An 18,524-nucleotide genomic window follows, 5' to 3' on the forward strand; every position below is an offset into this window, starting at 1 on the left:
GTCACGCGGGGAGGCGCTCGGGGTGGCGCGGCAGCCCGTCGTCGGGGATCGGCTCCCACGGTGCCGCGTAGGCCGTGAACTGGCGGGCCGAGGGCCTGATGCCCGGGTCGCCGTCGATGGCGGCCATCCGCACGATCTCGATCTCCCCGCTCCCCGCCTGACGGGCGAGCACCGCCGATCCGCACAGGGCGCAGAACACCTTGTCCAGGCCGCCGGGCGACCAGGCGCGGAGATGCTCCTCGCCGGCCGTGAGGCGCACGGATCCCGGCGCGGCCCGGGCCGAGGCCTGGAACCCCGTCCCGCTGCGATGCTGGCAGCGCGTGCAGTGGCAGTAGGCGGCGCCCACCAGCGGCTCGTCGATCTCGAAGCGGACGGCCCCGCATCCGCAGCCGCCGGTCAGCGGGAGCGACGGGGCGGGGATGGCGTCGTCGGACATGGACGGATCCTATGTGGGGATCCCGACACCCGGGTGGTCCGCGGCCGCACGCCACGGCCGCCGCATCCCCGCGGACCGAACCTGACCTCGACCGCTCGTACCGTGGCTCCGACCGCGAGACCGAGGGAGCGACGATGACCGAGCAGGACCGCTACATCCCCGGAGTGCCGTGCTGGATCGACGCGACCGAGCCCGACCCGGAGGCCGCCGCCGCCTTCTACGCCGGCCTGTTCGCCTGGGAGCTGGAGGACGTCGCGCCGCCCGAGGCCCCGGGCCGGTACTTCATGGCCCGCCTGCCGGGCGGCGACGTCGGCGCCGTCGGCTCGCAGCCCGAGGGCGCGGCGGCCGCCGCCACCTGGAACACCTACATCTGGGTGCAGGACGCCGACGCGACCGCCGAGAGGGTGCGCGCCGCAGGCGGCCGCGTGCTGACCGAGCCCTTCGAGGTCGGCGACGCCGGCCGCACCGCGGTCGTCGCCGATCCCGAGGGCGCCGTGTTCTCGCTGTGGCAGGCGCGCCGCCACCGGGGCGCCGCGGTCGTCAACGAGCCCGGCTCGCTGAACTTCAACGTCCTGCACACGCGCGACGCCGGGGGCGCCGCCGCGTTCTACGGCGCGGTCTTCGGCTGGGAGCCGCTGCCCGTCGGCGACGGCACCGCCTGGGCGCTGGCCGGGTACGGCGACGTCCTCGAGCAGCGCAACCCCGGCATGCGCGAGGGCATGGCCGCGATGGGGGCGCCGGCCCGCTTCGAGGACGTCGTCGCGAGCCTGCTGGTCATGGGCGACGACGAGCCCGGCGCCGCGCACTGGGCCGTCACGTTCGGCGTCGACGACGCCGACGCGGTGGCCGCACGGGCGACCGAGCTCGGCGGCCGCGTGGTCGTCGCGCCCTTCGACGCGCCCTGGGTCCGCATGGCGGTCCTCGCCGATCCGCAGGGCGCGACGTTCACCGCCAGCCGCTTCACGCCCGAGAACAAGGACCTCTAGGACGCGCGCTCCGCCGGGGCCGCCCCGTAGGACGACCGGAACCGCCGCAGCCGCAGCGCGTTGGCGACCACGGAGAGGCTCGACAGGCCCATCGCGGCCCCGGCGATGAGCGGGTTGAGCAGCCCGGCGGCGGCGAGCGGGATCGCGGCGATGTTGTAGCCGAACGCCCAGGTCAGGTTCTGCTGGATCGTGCGCAGCGTCGCGCGCGACAGGCGGATCGCGTCGCCCGCCGCGCGCAGGTCGCCGGAGACCAGCGTCAGGTCGCTGGCCTCGATCGCCACGTCGGTGCCGGTCCCGATCGACAGGCCGAGGTCGGCCTGGGCGAGCGCGGGAGCGTCGTTGACGCCGTCGCCGACCATCGCGACGACGCGGCCCTCGTCCTGCAGGCGGCGGATGACCGCGGCCTTGTCGGCGGGCAGCACCTCGGCGATGACCTCGTCGATGCCGACCTCGGCCGCCACCGCGCGGGCGGTCGCCGCGTTGTCGCCGGTCAGCAGCACCGGGCGCAGGCCGAGCCCGCGCAGCCGGGCGACGGCCTCGGCCGAGCTGGGCTTGACGGTGTCGGCGACGACCAGCAGCGCGCGCACCGCACCGTCCCAGGCGGCCAGGACCGCGGTGCGGCCCTGCTGCTCGGCGGCGTGGCGCGCGGCGTCCAGCCCGGACGGGACCGGCAGGCTCCACTCGGCCACGAGCGACGGCCGGCCGACCTGCACGCCGTGGCCGTCGACGACGCCCTCGACGCCCAGGCCCTCGCGGTTGGCGAAGCCCTCGGCGGCGGGCAGCGGGCCCAGCTCGTCCCGGGCGGCTCGGGCGACGGCCTGCGCGATCGGGTGCTCGGAGGCGTCCTCCAGGGCACCGGCGATCCGCAGCGCGTCGGCCCGCGAGGTCCCGTCGGCGACGACCACGTCGACGAGGGACATGCGCCCGGTGGTGACCGTCCCGGTCTTGTCGAGCACGATCGTGTCGACCCGGCGCGTGGACTCGAGCACCTCGGGGCCCTTGATGAGCAGCCCCAGCTGGGCGCCCCGCCCCGTGCCGACCAGCAGCGCGGTCGGGGTCGCCAGCCCGAGCGCGCACGGGCAGGCGATGATCAGCACGGCCACGGCCGAGGTCAGCGCGAACTTCACGTCGGCGCCCGAGCCCAGCCAGAAGCCCAGCGTGGCGATGGCGATCCCGATGACGACCGGGACGAACACGCCGGAGATCCGGTCGGCGAGGCGCTGGACGGCGGCGTTGCCGGTCTGGGCCTCGGTGACCAGGCGCGCGATCTGGGCCAGCGCCGTGTCGGCGCCGACCCTCGTCGCGCGGACGACCAGGCGGCCGCCGGCGTTGACCGAGGCGCCGGCGATCTCGTCGCCCGGGCCCTTCTCGACGGGCACGGACTCGCCCGTCAGCAGCGACTGGTCGACGGCGCTGGCGCCCTCGACCACGACGCCGTCGGTGGCGACCTTCTCGCCGGGCCGTACGACGAACCGCTGCCCGACCGCCAGCTCCTGCACGGGGATCCGCCGCTCGCCGCCGTCGGCGCCGAGCACCGAGACGTCCTTGGCGCCGAGCTGCAGCAGCGCCTTCAGGGCGGCACCGGCGCGGCGCTTGGAGCGCGCCTCGAAGTAGCGGCCGGCCAGCAGGAAGGAGGTGACGACCGACGCGATCTCGAGGTAGAGCTCGTCGCCGCCCGACGCCGACAGGCTGAGGCGCATCTTCATGCCGGTCGTGCCGGCGTCGCCGAGGAACAGGGCGTACATCGACCACACGAAGGCCGTGAGCACGCCGAGGCTGACGAGCGTGTCCATCGTGGCCGCACCGTGGCGCAGGTTGACCCAGGCGGCGCGGTGGAACGGCCAGGCGCCCCAGACGACGACGGGCGTGGCGAGCTGGAGCGCCAGCCACTGCCAGTGGTCGAACTGCAGCGCGGAGATCATGGAGAGCACCAGCACGACGAGCGAGAGCGGGGCCGTGATGAGCAGCCGGCGACGCAGCGGCGCGGTCTCGTCGGCCTCGGCGCCGGCCTGCGCGGGCTCGTCGTCGCCGGCCGAGGGCAGCGCGGCGTCGTAGCCCGCGGCCCGGACGGCGGCGACGAGGTCCTCCGGCGCCACGGTCGCAGCGTCGAACGCGACCGCGGCCTTCTCCGTCGCGTAGTTGACGGTGGCCGTGACGCCCTCGAGGCCGTTGAGCCGGCGCTCGACGCGGTTCGCGCACGAGGCGCAGGTCATGCCGGTGATCGGCAGCTCGACGTGCTCGACGGCCGTCGCGGTCGTGGCGGGATCGGCGGCCATGGCTAGCGCACCACCTGGGTGAACGCGGCGGTGTGGACGACGCCGTCGTGCCGGAACTGCAGGAACAGGCGGTACCGGCCGGCCGACGGATACTCCGTCATGAACCGGATCGGCCCACCGGACCCCGGCGACTCCTGCGGATGGACGTGCAGGTAGGCCAGGTCGCCCTCACGCAGGGCGACGAGGTGGCCGTCGGCGCCCAGGTAGGGCTGCACGGCGACGGGCCGGCCGTCCTTGGAGACCGAGAAGCGCAGGTCGCCCTCGGCGCCGGCCCTCGGCGTGCCCTCCAGGGTGATGTCGTAGCCGTCGGCGGCGACGTGGGTGGCCGGGGCCGGCAGCGGGCGGGGCCGGAAGTCGCCGGGGACGAACACGTCGGTGGCCAGCGTGGTCTTCTCGCGCCCGTGGGCGGTGAAGTCGGCGTAGACGCGGTACACCCCGGCCTCCGCGAACCCCAGGGGGACCGACCACGAGCCGTCCGGGGTCTGGACGGGATGGAGGTGCTGGTAGCCGGTGAGGTCGCGGCGCACGGCGATCAGGTGCAGGCGCTTGGTGTGCTCGACGTCGAAGTCGCGCACGGTCGCCCCGTCGCGATCCACGATACGGAACGTGAACGGCCGCGTCTCGCCTGGGCGCCGCGTGGCCGGGCCCTCCGTGACGAGGCGGAGCCCGTCGTCGGCGACGCCCAGGCCGCGCGGGGCCTCCGCGGCGCCGTGCCCGGCGGCCATCCCGGTCATCGCCGGCGGCTCGGTGGCGCGCCCGGGCTTGGTGCCGGCGACACTGCCGACGGCCATCGTCGCCCCGAACACGAGGGCCAGGACGGCGGCGAAACCTGCGAGCCGCGCGGTGACGCTCATCGAAGGACCTCGTAGCCGGCCGCAGCGACGGCCGCGGCGACGTCGGCGTCGCTGAAGCCCTCGCCCGTGACCCGCACCGAGCCGTCGGCGAGCTCGGCGTCGACGGCGTCGACCCCGTCGACGCGGGCCACCTCCTCGGTGACCGACAGGACGCAGTGCTCGCACGTCATGCCCGCGACGCGGTACACGCGGGTGGAGGGGGCGGGGGAGGAGGGGGCCATGATCGCGATCCTTTGCTCAGATACCCTGGGGGAGTATTTAGGAGCATACACCCACCCGGTGTCGGCGCAAGGGCCGGCACGCCCGGAAGCCTGTGATCCTGAGCACAGAGGGCGTCGGGCGACCCAGTACTCCCCCCAGGTATCATCCCCCTTCATGCCCGACGCGCCCGACATCACCCGCGGCTATACCGCCTCCAAGGACGACCTCCAGAAGCGCCTGCGGCGCATCGAGGGCCAGGTCCGTGGGATCCAGGGCATGATCGAGGAGGACCGCTGGTGCCCGGACGTCCTCCAGCAGGTCGCCGCGGTCAAGGCCGCGCTGGACAAGGTCGCCCTCGGGCTGGCCGAGGGCCATGTCCAGCACTGCATGGCCTCCGGCACGCCCGAGCGCCGCGAGGAGATGACGCACGAGCTCATGCAGGCGCTCGGGCGCCTGGTGCGCTAGCCCGCGCGGCCGCGCGGCGGCCGCACCGGATAGCGTACGGCCGGTTGCGGGACCAGCCAGCAGTCGGAGACGGGAGTCGGCACGTGCGGAGACTTGGGGTCGACGTCGGGGGGACGTTCACGGACCTGGTCCTGGTGGACGAGGAGGCCGGGCGGATCACCGTCGACAAGGTCGCCTCGACGCCCGACGACCCGTCGAGGGCCGTCGTCGAGGGCGTGCGCCAGATCTGCGCGAAGGCCGGCGTGGCGCTGGCCGACGTCGACAGCTTCCTGCACGGCACGACGGTCGCGACGAACATCGTGCTCACCAACACCGGGGCCGAGGTGGGGATGATCACCACCGAGGGCTTCCGCGACATCCTCCACATCGCGCGCCACAAGCGCCCCTACAACTTCTCGCTGCAGCAGGAGCTGCCGTGGCAGTCGCGTCCGCTGGTCCGGCGCCGCCACCGCCTCACCGTGGCCGAGCGCATCACCGCCCCCGACGGCGAGGTCCTGACGCCCCTGGACGACGACGAGGTCCGCGCCCGGGTGCGCGAGCTGCGTGACGCCGGCGTCGACGCCATCGCCGTGTGCCTGCTGCACTCCTACCTCAACCCCGAGCACGAGCGGCGGATCAAGGACATCGTCCTGGAGGAGCATCCCGGCGCCTACCTGTCGGTCTCCCACGAGGTCCTGCCGCTGTACCGCGAGTTCGAGCGCTTCTCGACCGTGTGCCTCAACGCCTACGTCGGTCCGAAGGTCGCGCGCTACGTCACCCGCTTCGACGACGCGCTGCGCGCGGAGGGCTACCGCCACGGCGTCCGCCTCATGCAGTCCTCCGGCGGGCTGACCACCGTCGAGAGCGCCGCCCAGCGCCCCGTGACCATGCTCATGTCCGGCGTGGTCGCCGGCCTGATGGGCGGGATCTGGGTCGGCCGGATGGCCGGCCACGAGAACGTCGTGACGCTGGACATCGGCGGCACCTCGGCCGACATCGGCGTGGCGGCCGGCGGCGCGGTGCGCATGCGCCACCTGCTGGACACGAAGGTCGGCGACTACCAGGCCATGGTGCCCATGGTCGACATCGACACGATCGGCGCGGGCGGCGGGTCCATCGCCTACGTCGACGACGGCGGGGTGTTCCGCGTCGGCCCGCAGTCGGCGGGCGCCGACCCCGGGCCGGCCTGCTACGGCCGCGGCGGCAGCCTGCCGACGACGACCGACGCCCAGCTGCTGCTCGGCCGGCTGCGGCCCGACCGCGGGCTGCTCGGCGGCGACATGCAGCTCGACGTCGAGCTGGCGCGCGCGGCGTTCGCCGAGCTGGCCGACAGCCTGGGCATGACCGTCGAGGAGGCGGCCCTCGGCGCGCTGCAGGTCCAGCGCTTCGGGATGACGCAGGCCATCGAGCTCAACTCGGTGCGCCGCGGCTACGACCCGCGCGACTTCGCCCTGGTCGCCGCCGGTGGAGCGGGCGCGCTGTTCGCCTGCGAGATCGCGCGCGAGCTCGACATCCCCACCGTGCTCGTGCCCCCGCACCCCGGCATCACGTCGGCGACCGGGCTGCTGACCACCGACCTGCAGCACGAGTTCGTCGCGACGGAGCGCCACACGCTGGCCACCGTCGACCTCGAGCGCCTCGCGCGGCGCTTCGCCGAGGTCGAGGCCCAGGCCGTCGAGCAGCTCGGCGACGACGGCGTGCCCGAGGAGCGCCGGCTCATCCGCCGCCTGGCGGAGTGCCGATACGCCGGCCAGGGCTACGAGGTGCGCTGCGAGGCGCCGGCGGGCTCCATCGACGCGGCCTGGGTGCAGGAGCTCGAGGAGCGCTTCCACGCCGCGCACGAGACCGAGTACGGCCACCGCTTCGACGGCCCGATCGAGCTCATCAACATCCGCGCGCTCGGCATCGGCCGCATCGACGAGCTCGTCTGGCCCGACATCGAGGCCGGCGACGGCGACCCGTCGGCCGCCCGGACCCTGGAGCGCGAGGTCGTCTTCGACGTCGACGGCGTGCCGGCCCACCTGCCGACCCCGTTCTACGACCGCGCCGCGCTGCGCGCCGGCGACCGGCTGCAGGGCCCGGCGGTCGTGGAGCAGTACGACTCCACGACGGTCGTCCCGCCCGGCTTCGACGCCGAGATCGACCGCCACGGCACCATCGTGATCACGGTTCCCGCCCTGGAGCGGGCGGCGGCCGCCGAGCCCTCCACCGCGCTCTCGACGCCGATCCTCATGCGCGTGATCGGCGGCGCGCTGACCTCGATCGCCAAGGAGATGGCGGGCGTCCTGTTCCGCATGTCCTACTCCTCGATCATCCGCGAGTCCGAGGACCTCGGCGCGGGCCTGTTCGACCGCGAGGGCAACGTCCTGGCCGAGTCGGACTCCACGCCGATGTTCATGGGCGCGATGCCGAAGATCGTCAAGAACGTCATCGCGCTGCTGGGCGACGACATCCACGAGGGCGACATCGTCGTCCACAACGACCCCTACGGCGGGGCGACGCACTCCCCCGACCTCGCGATCGTCGTGCCGATCTTCTCCGGCGGCGAGCTCGTCGGGTTCTCGGGCGCGTCGGCCCACCTGCTCGACATCGGCGGCGCCTATCCGGGCATCGCGATCGACCTCGTCGACCGCTGGTCGGAGGGCAGCGTCTTCCAGGCCGTCAAGCTGTCGGACCGCGGCGTGCGGCAGGAGGGCATGTGGCGCCACCTGCTGGCCAACATGCGCACGCCGACGCAGAACCAGGGCGACCTGGAGGCGATGATCGCCGCGTGCGAGCTCGCGCGCACCCGCTTCGTGGATCTCGTCGGCCGCTACGGCGCGGACACCGTGCTCGACGCCGCGGCCGCATGGCTGCAGTACTCCGAGCGCATGCTGCGCCAGGAGATCGCCAAGCTGCCCGACGGCACCTACGAGACCGGGACGGGCTGGCTGGACGACGACGGGCGCAACCGCGGCGTCAAGCTCCCCGTCAACATCAAGGTCATCGTCGCCGGCGACGAGATCACCTTCGACCTCACGGGCTCCTCCGACGAGGTCATGACGGGCTTCAACTGCCCGTTCGAGGGCACGACGATCTCGGCGATGACGTTCATCGCGCGGATGGTGTTCCTCGACGAGGAGGCCCACCCCGTCTTCGTGCCCCAGAACGAGGGGATGCTGCGCCCCGTCGGCGTCATCGCGCCGGAGGGCTCGATCTTCAACCCCCGCTTCCCGCGCGCGTGCTTCGCGCGCTTCTGCCAGGTCCAGCGGGCGGTCGACCTCGCCCTGCGGGCGCTGGCCGACGTCGCGCCCGAGCGCGTGACGGCCGGCAACTCGGCGCACCTGCACTTCCTGTCCTACTCCGGCTTCCTGGAGGCCGAGCAGGAGTACTGGGTCTACCTCGAGGTCAACGAGGGGTCCTACGGCGGCCGCCATCACCGTGACGGCCTGGACTCGGTCGACTCGCTCATCGCCAACACGCGCAACAACCCGATCGAGGAGCTCGAGTGGCGCTTCCCGATGCGCACGGAGCGCTACGAGCTGCGCGACGACCCGGCCGCCGCGGGCCGCTGGCGGGGCGGCATCGGCGTCGTGCGCGTCAACCGGTTCCTCGTCGACACCGTCGTCAGCTGCGAGGGCGAGCGCCAGGAGTCCGATCCGCCGTGGGGCATCTTCGGGGGCCACGAGGGCCACAACGCCTCCCTGGTGCGCAACGCCGGGCAGCCCGGCGAGGAGGCCTGGCCGGCCAAGATCACCGGCTACACGCTCAAGGCCGGTGACACGCTGGAGATCACCACGCCCAGCTCGGGCGGCTACGGGGACCCGCTGACGCGCGACCCCGCGCGGGTGCTGTCCGACGTGCTGGACGGCTTCACGACCCTCGAGCTGGCCGCGCGCGACTACGGCGTGGTCATCGACGCCGCGACGATGACCGTCGACGACGACGCGACCGCGCGGCGGCGCGCGGCCGCCGCGCAGGACGCGACGGCCCGCGCCTGACGGCGCTATGCGTGCACGAGCTCCATCGCGTCGGACGTGGCGCGATGGACCAGGACCCTCCCGGTGGTGGTCGAGGTCCGGTCGATCTTCGCGTGGCCGAGCTGGTCGCGGATGAAGTCCGCGGCCAGGTCGTTGGACCGAAGGGACGCCTCGCGGTCGCTGAAGACCGTCGTCGTGAACAGGTGCCCCGAGCCGCAGTCGATCAGCTGGTAGGCGATGAAGCCGTCCATCTCCGAGAGCGGGCCGGCGAAGTGGCGGTCCGCGGCGCGCGCGACCTCCTCGACGTCCTCGGGCCGGCAGTGGTACTGGCGGATGGTGGTGAACACCGGGTCCTCCTTCGTACGTGGGACGGTGCTCCCGCCCGGCCGATGCTACGCCGATCGCCGCGGCGTCTGGGGAACCTTCGGCGCGCCGTCGAGCAGGTGCGGGATGACCTGCTCGGCGAAGATCGCCGCCGACTCGCGCATGACGGCGTGCTCGACGCCGGGCATCCAGAACCGGCCGACGAAGTGGAAGTTGGGGCCGGCCGCGTCGCGGTAGGCCAGCAGCCGCTCGGCCACCTGCTCGGGGGCGCCGAGCACCACCGAGTCGCGCAGCCCGTCCTCCAGCGTCGCGGGCATCGGGGGCGCGGGCGGCGCCGGGGGCCGGCGGCCGCGGGCGAGCATGTCCTCGTACTTCCAGTGCAGGTACCAGACGCTGTCGCGGATGATCTCCCAGCGGTCCTCGTCCGGCCAGGCGAACGTGGGCAGGTGCAGCGCGGCCGTCATCGACTCGGGGTCCAGGCCGGCCTGCTCGCGGGCGTCGCGCGCCCACTTGACGCGCTCGCCGAACTCGGCCGGCGTGACGTTGGCGCCGAAGAAGCCGTCGGCGATGCGGCCCGCGCGGCGCACGGCCGGCTCGGCGCCGGCGCCGATCCAGATCGGCGGGCCGCCGGGCCGGAACGGCTTGGGCGTCACCGACACGCCCTCGACGAGCCCGTCGGACCAGGCGCCGCGGAGGATCTCGACGCAGCGGCGCAGCCGCGCGACGCGCTCGGCGATCGGGACGCCGAGGACCTCGAACTCCTCCTCGCGCCAGCCCAGCCCCAGGCCGAGCAGCAGCCGCCCGGAGGCGATGAGGTCGACCGTGGCGGCGTCCTCGGCGAGCCGGAACGGGTCGATCAGCGGCGCGAGCACGACCCCGGTGCCGACGAGGACGCGCTCGGTGCGGGCGGCGATCGCGGCGCACACCGGCAGCAGCGAGGACATGTGGCTGTCGTCGAGGAAGTGGTGCTCGGCCACCCAGACCGAGTCGAACCCGAGCCGGTCGGTGTCCTGGGCGAGCTCCAGGGCCTGGCGGTAGAGGTCGTGATCCGTCCGTGGGTCGCCGGGATAGCGCTGGCAGGTCAGCATCCCGTATCCGATGTGCATGCCGGCAGTCTCGTGGATCGCGCACCCTGACCCACCCTCCCCCCCGGATCGGGCCGGATCAGGGGGCTTCCCCGAATGACCGACTGGCACATGCGCCATGGACGGCCGTGGCGGCCCCGGGCTAGGTTGGCGCATGGACGTGACGAGCCTGTACGGGCGGCGGGCGACGCAGCGCTGGGAGCGCATGAGCGTCGGCGACCTGTTCGAACGCGTCACGTGGAGCTACCCCGACAAGGAGGCCATCGTGGCCTGGGAGGGCGCGTTCGCCCACCCCGAGAACCAGCGGCTCACCTACCGCCAGGCCGACGAGCTGGCCAACCGCGTCGCCCACGGCCTGCTCGAGCGCGGCCTGCAGCGGGGCGACCGCGTCATCATGTTCTGCGACAACACGACCGAGGCCTACGTCTTCAAGTTCGGGGTGGCCAAGGCGGGGATGACGGTCGTGCCCCTGAACACCATGCTGGCCCCCGACGTCATCGGGCACCTCCTCGCCCGGACCGAGCCCGCGTTCACGATCGTCGACGCGGAGCTGTGGCCGCGGGCCGCCGGGGCCTTCGGCGCCCAGGGCATGACCCCGGACGTCACCATCGAGATCGGCGGGCCGCCGGTGCCCGGCAGCACCGGGTTCGGCGCGTTCGTCCAGGGCCGGCCGGCGACGGAGCCCGACGTCGAGATCCACGCCGACGACATCTGGGAGATCGTCTTCACCTCGGGGACGACCGCGCTGCCCAAGGGCGCGATGATCTCGCACGCCTACAGCCACATGACGGGCGCGTCGTTCGCGCTGTCGCTCACGCGCCGGCTGGCCTTCGAGTGCGACCTCAAGCTCTGCGGCTTCCTGCCCCTGGTCTTCCACAGCGCCCACCAGATCGTCGGCCTGCCCGCGTTCTTCGCCGGCGGCACGCTCATCATGGGCCGCGGGCTGGACGCGGCCAACGTCGCCCGGGCGGTGACCCGCGAGCGCGCGACGTGCCTGTGGGGCGGCGCCCCGGCGATGCTCACCGACATCGTCGCAGCGGTGGCGCGCGAGCCCATGTCCTATGACTTCAGCAGCGTGACGACTGCGCTCTACGGCTGGACGAGCGCGCCGCCCGGGCTCATCGCGGCGCTGGAGCGCCTCTGCGGCCCGGACCTCGTGACGTTCGAGATCCTCGGCCAGACCGAGGCCATGGCCTGCTTCCGCTTCTGGCCGGGGCAGTGGCCGGAGACGTTCCACCGCCACGCGCCGGAGCGCAACTACGTCGGCGTGCCGTCGCCCATCCTGGCCAGCGACGTCGTCGACGAGGACGGCGCGTCGCTGCGCGACCGCCCCGGCGTCCCCGGTGAGGTCGTCTACCGCTCACCGGTCATGACCGCCGGCTACTACCAGGACGTGGAGGCCACGCACGAGGCCTTCCGCGGCGGCTGGTTCCACTCCGGCGACCTCTGCGAGTACGACGCCGACGGCCTGCGGGTCATGGTCGACCGCTCCAAGGACATCGTCAAGTCCGGCGGGGAGAACGTGTCGAGCATGCGCGTGGAGTCCGTGCTCGTCCAGCACCCCCACGTCGTCAAGGCGGCCGTCGTCGGCCTGCCCCATCCCCAGTGGGGCGAGGCGGTGACCGCGTTCGTGATCGCCGCCGACGGCGCGGTGCCCGACCCCGACGAGCTCATCGCGTTCGCCCGTGAGCGCCTCGGCGGCTTCGAGACGCCCAAGCGCGTGGTCGTCGTCGAGGCGCTGCCGGTCACCGTGGGCAGCAAGGTCCTCAAGTACCAGCTCCGCGCGACCCACGCGGGGCTGTACGCGGAGGGGTGAGCGGGCGGGTCAGACGCCGCGCGTGAGCTTCTGCAGCGTGTGGCAGTCGGCGGGCACGTCGCCGTTCCTGGCACCCGCCGACCATGTGACCTCGCCGACGTAGAGGTCGCCGGCGCTGTCGAAGGCGACGCCGTGAGCCGCCCAGAAGGACCCGGGCGCGCACGGCTCGTCGGTGCCGAAGCGCTCGACGACTGCGCCCGTCCCGGCGTCCAGCAGCGTGCAGACGGAGTGCGGCGTGGCGTCCGTGACGGGGTCCATGTCCGGCCAGCGCCCGGCGCGGCCGCCGAGCTCGGTCACGCAGAGCAGGCCGTCGGGGGACAGCGCCAGGCCGTCGGGGCGCGACACGCCGGCCCACTGGTCGAGCAGCCCGCCGTCGAGGTCGAAGACCTGGATGCGATCGTTCTCGCGATCGGCGACGAACAGGCGGCGCTCGTCGGGCGAGGCGGCGAGGCCGTGCGGGATGTGGAACTGGCCGGGGCCGCGGCCGGGCTCGCCCCAGGAGGCCTCCAGCGTCCCGTCGGCCGAGAAGCGATGCACCCGCGCGTTGCCGTACCCGTCGGCGACGAACACGCTGCCGTCGGTGAGCACGCACACGTCGGTCGGGCCGTGGAACGGCGCCGATCCGTGCGCGACCTGGCGGTAGTGGAACTCCCCGTAGTCCGCACCGCTCGTGCGCGCCCCGGTCTCCGAGGCGCGCCCGGGCTCGCCGAGGGTCAGCACGAGCTCGCCCGCGCCGGTGAACTTGCGCACGGTGTGGTCGCCGTTGTCGACGCACCAGACGAAGCCCTCGTGGTCGATGCGGATCGCGTGCGGGTTGTCGAAGACCCCCTCGCCCCAGGAGCCGGCGAACGTGCCGTCGCGCTCGTAGACGATCACGGGGTGCTCGCCGCGGGCGAACACGTACACCCGGTCCTCGGCGTCGACGGCCACGCCCGGGACGTCGGGATGCGCCCATCCGCCGGGCAGCTGCTCCCAGCCCTCGATCGCCACGTACCCCCCAGAGCTCATGGGGCGAGTATGCCGACGCGGGCCGCGGGGCCGCCGCCAGGCCGGCTCACATCACCAGGCCGCCGTCGACGCAGAGCACCTGGCCGGTGATGTAGGAGGCGTCGTCGGAGGCGAGGAACGCGAAGGCCCCGGCGATCTCGTCGGGCTCGGCCCACCGGCCCAGGGGGACCTTGGCCAGCTGCTTCTCCGCGAAGCGCGGGTCGGTGCGGATCGTCTCGGTCATCGCGGTCGCCGCCAGCGGGGCGACGACGTTGGCGGTGATCGCGCGCCGCGCCAGCTCCCTGGCCAGCGACTTGGTCAGCCCGACGATGCCGGCCTTGGCCGCGGCGTAGTTGGCCTGGCCGATCGTCCCGACCAGCCCGGCGGCCGAGGTGGAGTTGATGATGCGCCCGCGGCCGTCGTCGGGCAGGTGGGCCAGCGCCTCCTGCGCGACGCGGTAGGTGCCCATCAGGTGCACGTCGAGGACCGCGGCGAACCTCTCCTCGTCCAGCTTGGGGAACATCGCCGGCCGGATGATGCCCGCGTTGTTGACGACGATGTGGACCGCGTCGCCCAGCCCCGCGGCCACCGCCACGGCCGCCGCGACCTGCGCGCGGTCGGACACGTCGGCGCCCACGGCCGCCGCCCGCCCCCCCGCCGCCGTGACCTCCGCCGCGACGCGTGCCGCGGCGTCCTCGTCGCGGTCGACGACCGCGACCGCCGCGCCCTCCTGCGCCAGGCGCCGCGCGACGGCGGCGCCGATGCCCGCCCCCGCGCCGGTGACCAGCGCGACGCGCCCGTCCAGCCGGAGGCTCATGCCCCGGCCCCCGCGGGCGCCGGCGCCGCCTGGACCTCGAGCAGCAGGTCGACGACGGTGGCGAACGCGCCGGGCATGCGGCGCAGCCCGGGCGACCGAGCCAGGTCGTCGGCGATCGCCTGCGCCGCGCGGACGACCGCCCGGGCCATGACCGGCCGCAGCCCCGGCCGCGCGACGGCGAGCACGTGGGCCCACTCGGCGCGGACGCTCTCCTGGGTGTGCAGCACGTAGGACCTCTGGGGGTCGTCGAGATGGTGGACGTCGGTGATGAGCAGGTCGATCAGGGCGCTGTGGGTCCCGGCGAGCGTCAGGTAGCACGTCGTCAGGCGCCGCAGGGCGTCCTCCGGGCCCTGCGCCCGTCCGAGCGACCGGTACAGGTCGAGCAGCACGGCGTCGGCCGCACGGCCCAGCGCGGCGAAGAGGAGGTCCTGCTTGGAGTCGAAGTAGGGGTAGATGCTCGGCCCGGCCATCCCGGCCCGGGCGGCGATCTCCTCCAGGCTGGTGCCGGCATAGCCCGAGGCCGCCATGAGCGGCACCGCGATCGCGAGGAGCGGCTCGCGCGTGGACTGCGGCGCGTACGTCGTCGTCGCATCCCACGGCGCGGGCGCCGGCTGCGGCGCGCGGCGCACGGGGAGCGCCAGGAGCCGGGTGAGGGTCTGCGACAGCAGGTCCTCGTGGTCGGCGCGACCCGGCCGAGCGCCGCCCTTGGGGACGCTGCGCAGCACGGAGACGGCGCACCAGGCCAGCAGGGAGGCGTCGCCGGCCGTCAGGCCGGGGCGCTGCGCGGTCAGCAGCGCGGTCAGCCCTGCGGTCACCCGGTGGACCTCCCGGGCCAGCGGGGCCACCTCGTCGCCCTCCAGCGCGCGCGACTCGCGCTGCCAGAGCACGCCCAGGCGCGGCCGGCCCGCGGCGGCGGCCGCCAGGCCGGGGATCGCGTCCTGCAGCGTGGCGGCCTCGGAGACCACGGCGCCGAAGGGCTCCAGCTCGGCGGCGATCACGGCCCGCAGGAGCTCCTGCTTGCCCGAGAAGTGGCGGTACAGGCTCGAGGCGCGGACGTTGACCGCGCCGGCCACGTCGTTCATCGAGACGCCGGCGTAGCCGCGCTCGTAGAAGAGGTCGGCGGCGGCGTCGACGATGAGCGCCCGGCGGTTCTTCGGCCGCGTCCCGCGCCGGGGCGGGGCGCCCGCGACCGGCGCGCTCACGCGCGGCCCGCGCGCTTGTCGACCAAGTGAACCATGGTTAGGGTCAGGCTATATGAGCCACCAGCCGGGTGCCGTGATCGTCGGCGCCTACGAGCACCCGGGCCGCGACCTGCCGGGCCACACCATCCCGCGCCTGCAGCGCGAGGTGGCCCATGGGGCGCTGGCCGACGCCGGGCTGGAGATCGCCGACGTCGACGGCTTCTTCTGCGACGCCAACAGCCCGGGCATGGGCCCGGTGGACATGCTCGAGTACCTCGGCCTGCGGTGCACCTACACCGAGTCGGGCGACATGGGCGGCGCCACCTACGTCGCCTACGTCGGCCATGCCGCGGCGGCCATCGCCGCGGGGAAGTGCCGGGTGGCGCTCATCGTCCTGGCCGGGCTGCCCCGGGCGGAGGGGACCTCGATCGCCGGGCGCGAGCTGGTGCCCGGGCCGTCGGCGGCCTTCGAGGTCAACGGCTACTGGGGCGGCCACGGGCCGGTCGCCGACTACGCGCTGACCGCACGCCGACACATGCACGAGTTCGGCACGACCTCCGAGCACCTGGCCTGGGTCAAGGTCGCGAGCTCCGAGCACGCCCAGCACAACCCCGACGCGATGCTGCGCACGCCGGTCACCGTCGACGACGTCCTAGCCTCGCCCCTGGTCGCCGACCCGCTGCATCGCCTGGACTGCTGCATCGTCTCCGACGGCGGCGGTGCGCTCGTGGTCGTGCACCCCGACGTCGCGCGCGGCCTGGAGCGCACGGGCGTGATGCTGCGCGGCCACGGCGAGGCGCACAAGGACCCCAACTTCGGCGACGTCGACCTGACCTACACGGCCGGCCGCCGGGCCGGCGAGCTGGCCTACGCGGAGGCGGGCGTGCGGCCCTCCGACATCCAATACGCCTCGATCTACGACTCGTTCACGATCACCGTGCTCATCGCGCTGGAGGACCTCGGCTTCTGCGCCAAGGGCCGGGGCGGGCCCTTCGTGCAGGACGGGGGCCTGCGCAGCCGCGGTGGGCGGCTGCCGGTCAACACCGACGGCGGCGGGCTCTCGAGCAACCACCCCGGCAACCGGGGCGGCATGACCAAGGTCATCGAGGCGGTGCGCCAGCTGCGGGGCGAGACGCAGCTCGAGGTCCAGGTCCCCGGGTGCGAGCTGGCGCTGGTCTTCGGATCGGGCGTCCGCCTGTCCTCGCGTCACTACAGCTCGGTGCTCGTCCTGGAGCGCGCGGCATGAGCCCCGGGGTGCGCCCGGCCTCCCTGCCCACGCCCCCGCCGCGGCTGGACCCCGAGACCCAGCCGTACTGGGACGCCGCCGCGCGTGGCGAGCTGGTCCTCCCGCTCTGCCCGCGATGTGATCGGCTGTTCTGGTACCCGCGGGGCGCCTGCCCGCGCTGCGGCGCGACCGACCTGAGCTGGCGGCCGGCGTCGGGCGAGGGGGTCGTCTACAGCTTCAGCGTCGTGCGCCGCGCGGGTGGGGCGTGGGCGCAGGCGGTGCCCTACGTCCTGGCCTACGTCACGCTGGCCGAGGGGCTCACGGTGGCGGCGAACATCGTGGGCTGCGCCCCGGAGGAGATCACGGTGGACCTGCCCGTGCACGCGGTCTTCGAGGCGGCCGCCGCGGGCGACCCGGCGATCCTGCGCTTCACGCCCGCGGCGGCCGGCTGAGCTCCGGGACCACGACCGCGCCGCGCGCCACGAGGGCGTCGATCGCGTCGGGGGCCAGGCCGAGCTCGCCGAGCACCTCGAGGCTGTGCTCCCCCAGGCGCGGCGCCGGGCGCAGCGGCACGGGCTCGGTGGCCGAGAACGAGGGGGCCATCCGCGCCAGGCGCAGCCGGCCCTCGGTGGGGTGCTCGATCTCCTGCATGAGGCCCACGGCCTCGAGGTGGGGGTCGGCGAGGAGCTCGTCGATCCCGAGCACGGGGACCGCGGCGACGCCGAGCCGCTGAAAGTCCTCGAGCCACGCCGTGCTCGTGCGCGACGGCAGGGCCTCCGCCAGCAGCCCGTAGAGCTCGTCGATGTTCTCCGTGCGCTCCCGGATGGTGCGGAAGCGCGGGTCGTCGCCCAGCTCGGGCCGGCCGATGAGGTCGAAGAAGGCCAGCCACTGCTTGTCGGTGTAGATCATCACCGCGATGTGGCCGTCCTGTGTGCGGTACGGGCGGCGGTTGGGCGAGGCCACCCGCGCGTAGCCCGTGGGCCCGCGCGGAGGGTCGAAGACGTGGCCGCCCTGGAGCTCGAGCAGCGTGAAGGCGGCCATGGCCTCGAACATCGGCACCTCGACCGCCTGGCCCCGCCCGGTCGTCGCCTGCTGCACGAGCGCGGCGTTGATCGCGCCGAGGGCCACCAGCCCGACGATCTTGTCGGCGATCGAGGACTTGATGTAGGCCGGCTCGCCGTCGCCGCCCTGGACGGCCGCCGTGCCGCTGATGGCCTGGATGACGTCGTCGTAGGCCGCGTGGTCGCGGTAGGGACCGGCGCTGCCGAAGCCCGGCAGCGTGCAGTGCACCAGGCGGGGGTGGTCCTCGCGCAGCGCGTCGTGGGTCAGGCCGAGCCGGCCCAGCGCGGCGGGGCGCATGTTGGTGACGAACACGTCGGCGCGGGTGACGAGCGCCAGCACGACGTCGCGCGCGCCGGGGTCCTTGAGGTCCAGCGCGATGCTGCGCTTGCCGTGGTTGGCGGCCAGGAAGATCGGGCCCATCCCGGGGTGCCGGCCGTCGCCGATGTGACGGATGATGTCGCCGCCGGGCGCCTCGACCTTGACGACGTCGGCCCCCATCGCCGCCATCATCTGGGTCGTGTAGGGCCCCATGAACGTCGTCGTGAGGTCGACGACGGTGATGCCCTCCAGCGGGCCGGCGGGCGGGATGGACGTCACGGGCCCCGAACCTACCAGCGGCGGCCGGGGGCCTCAGCCCGCGAGCCCACTCGCACGTCGTGCGAGGGTGGTCCCCACACCTTCCCGAGGCCTAGCCCCTCGGGGAGTTCACAGCGCCCGGTGCGCCGGAGTACGGTGGCGACCGCACCCCGGCGCCCGATCGCGCCGGGGTCGCCGATCTCAGTCGGGTCGGCCCACGGGGCCGCAGAGGCGTTGGTTCGAATCCAACCCGGCCCGATCAGCCGGGGGGCCCACCCGGCGCAGACGCGCGTCC

16 protein-coding genes are annotated in these 18,524 nt (G+C 74.2%); 6 read left to right on the forward strand and 10 right to left on the reverse strand.

Features of this window, described 5'->3' with window-relative positions; genetic code table 11:
* Position 1: 1 nt before the first annotated feature.
* Entirely contained in the window at positions 2–436 is a 435-nt protein-coding gene (locus tag FSW04_RS01925) for a GFA family protein (RefSeq protein WP_146915683.1), read from the reverse strand.
* Between the two features lie 134 nt (positions 437–570).
* Here FSW04_RS01925 and FSW04_RS01930 point away from each other — a divergent pair, with 134 nt between their 5' ends.
* Positions 571–1,422 (forward strand): VOC family protein, encoded by an 852-nt coding sequence (locus tag FSW04_RS01930; RefSeq protein ID WP_146915685.1) that lies wholly within the window; start codon positions 571–573, stop codon positions 1,420–1,422.
* On the opposite strand, the gene FSW04_RS01935 is transcribed toward FSW04_RS01930, so the two are convergent.
* Genes FSW04_RS01935 through FSW04_RS01945 form a run of 3 tightly spaced genes read right to left on the reverse strand, consistent with a single transcriptional unit; the run spans position 1,419 to position 4,773 of the window.
* The gene (locus FSW04_RS01935; RefSeq protein WP_146915687.1) at positions 1,419–3,698 is read right to left on the reverse strand and encodes a heavy metal translocating P-type ATPase; all 2,280 of its coding nucleotides are present in this window, start codon (positions 3,696–3,698) and stop codon (positions 1,419–1,421) included. The genes FSW04_RS01930 and FSW04_RS01935 overlap by 4 nt on opposite strands.
* A 2-nt stretch (positions 3,699–3,700) precedes the next feature.
* A complete protein-coding gene (locus FSW04_RS01940; RefSeq protein WP_146915689.1) occupies positions 3,701–4,552 on the reverse strand; it encodes a hypothetical protein in 852 nt (283 codons plus the stop codon).
* Positions 4,549–4,773, reverse strand: a complete 225-nt coding sequence (locus tag FSW04_RS01945) for a heavy-metal-associated domain-containing protein (RefSeq protein ID WP_146915691.1) — start codon at positions 4,771–4,773, stop codon at positions 4,549–4,551. Before FSW04_RS01945 ends, FSW04_RS01940 begins: the two co-directional genes overlap by 4 nt.
* 154 nt (positions 4,774–4,927) lie before the next feature.
* On the opposite strand from FSW04_RS01945, the gene FSW04_RS01950 reads away from it, so the two are divergent.
* Positions 4,928–5,218 carry a metal-sensitive transcriptional regulator gene (locus tag FSW04_RS01950; RefSeq protein ID WP_146915693.1) on the forward strand — a complete coding sequence of 97 codons (291 nt, stop codon included), beginning with the start codon at positions 4,928–4,930 and terminating at the stop codon, positions 5,216–5,218.
* An 83-nt stretch (positions 5,219–5,301) separates the two neighbouring features.
* Positions 5,302–9,177: a hydantoinase B/oxoprolinase family protein gene (locus FSW04_RS01955; protein WP_146915696.1), complete on the forward strand. Its 3,876-nt coding sequence runs from the start codon at positions 5,302–5,304 to the stop codon at positions 9,175–9,177.
* Between the two features lie 5 nt (positions 9,178–9,182).
* Here the strand turns inward: FSW04_RS01955 and FSW04_RS01960 are convergent, their stop codons facing one another.
* Together FSW04_RS01960 and FSW04_RS01965 are read right to left on the reverse strand one after the other, a co-directional pair.
* The gene (locus FSW04_RS01960; RefSeq protein ID WP_146915698.1) at positions 9,183–9,503 is read right to left on the reverse strand and encodes a hypothetical protein; all 321 of its coding nucleotides are present in this window, start codon (positions 9,501–9,503) and stop codon (positions 9,183–9,185) included.
* 45 nt (positions 9,504–9,548) lie between these two features.
* Complete coding sequence (locus tag FSW04_RS01965; protein WP_187369161.1) at positions 9,549–10,586, reverse strand: LLM class flavin-dependent oxidoreductase; 1,038 nt, start codon at positions 10,584–10,586, stop codon at positions 9,549–9,551.
* A gap of 133 nt (positions 10,587–10,719) precedes the next feature.
* Between FSW04_RS01965 and FSW04_RS01970 the strand changes: the two genes are divergently transcribed.
* Positions 10,720–12,381, forward strand: a complete 1,662-nt coding sequence (locus tag FSW04_RS01970; RefSeq protein WP_228430799.1) for a class I adenylate-forming enzyme family protein — start codon at positions 10,720–10,722, stop codon at positions 12,379–12,381.
* Between the two features lie 9 nt (positions 12,382–12,390).
* Here FSW04_RS01970 and FSW04_RS01975 read toward each other — a convergent pair whose 3' ends face one another.
* Genes FSW04_RS01975 through FSW04_RS01985 form a run of 3 tightly spaced genes read right to left on the reverse strand, consistent with a single transcriptional unit; the run spans position 12,391 to position 15,387 of the window.
* Positions 12,391–13,389, reverse strand: a complete 999-nt coding sequence (locus tag FSW04_RS01975) for a peptidyl-alpha-hydroxyglycine alpha-amidating lyase family protein (RefSeq protein WP_146915704.1) — start codon at positions 13,387–13,389, stop codon at positions 12,391–12,393.
* Positions 13,390–13,435: 46 nt separating this feature from the next.
* Positions 13,436–14,185 (reverse strand): SDR family oxidoreductase, encoded by a 750-nt coding sequence (locus tag FSW04_RS01980; protein WP_146915706.1) that lies wholly within the window; start codon positions 14,183–14,185, stop codon positions 13,436–13,438.
* Complete coding sequence (locus FSW04_RS01985) at positions 14,182–15,387, reverse strand: TetR/AcrR family transcriptional regulator (protein ID WP_146915708.1); 1,206 nt, start codon at positions 15,385–15,387, stop codon at positions 14,182–14,184. The genes FSW04_RS01980 and FSW04_RS01985 overlap by 4 nt, the downstream gene beginning before the upstream one ends.
* A gap of 52 nt (positions 15,388–15,439) precedes the next feature.
* Between FSW04_RS01985 and FSW04_RS01990 the strand changes: the two genes are divergently transcribed.
* The gene (locus tag FSW04_RS01990) at positions 15,440–16,612 is read left to right on the forward strand and encodes a thiolase domain-containing protein (protein WP_146915710.1); all 1,173 of its coding nucleotides are present in this window, start codon (positions 15,440–15,442) and stop codon (positions 16,610–16,612) included.
* Complete coding sequence (locus tag FSW04_RS01995; protein ID WP_146915712.1) at positions 16,609–17,043, forward strand: Zn-ribbon domain-containing OB-fold protein; 435 nt, start codon at positions 16,609–16,611, stop codon at positions 17,041–17,043. The genes FSW04_RS01990 and FSW04_RS01995 overlap by 4 nt, the downstream gene beginning before the upstream one ends.
* On the opposite strand, the gene FSW04_RS02000 is transcribed toward FSW04_RS01995, so the two are convergent.
* Positions 17,021–18,250 carry a CaiB/BaiF CoA transferase family protein gene (locus FSW04_RS02000; RefSeq protein WP_228430801.1) on the reverse strand — a complete coding sequence of 410 codons (1,230 nt, stop codon included), beginning with the start codon at positions 18,248–18,250 and terminating at the stop codon, positions 17,021–17,023. The genes FSW04_RS01995 and FSW04_RS02000 overlap by 23 nt on opposite strands.
* Between the last annotated feature and the right edge of the window lie 274 nt (positions 18,251–18,524).

This window comes from Baekduia soli (genome assembly GCF_007970665.1).
Classification (GTDB): domain Bacteria; phylum Actinomycetota; class Thermoleophilia; order Solirubrobacterales; family Solirubrobacteraceae; genus Baekduia; species Baekduia soli.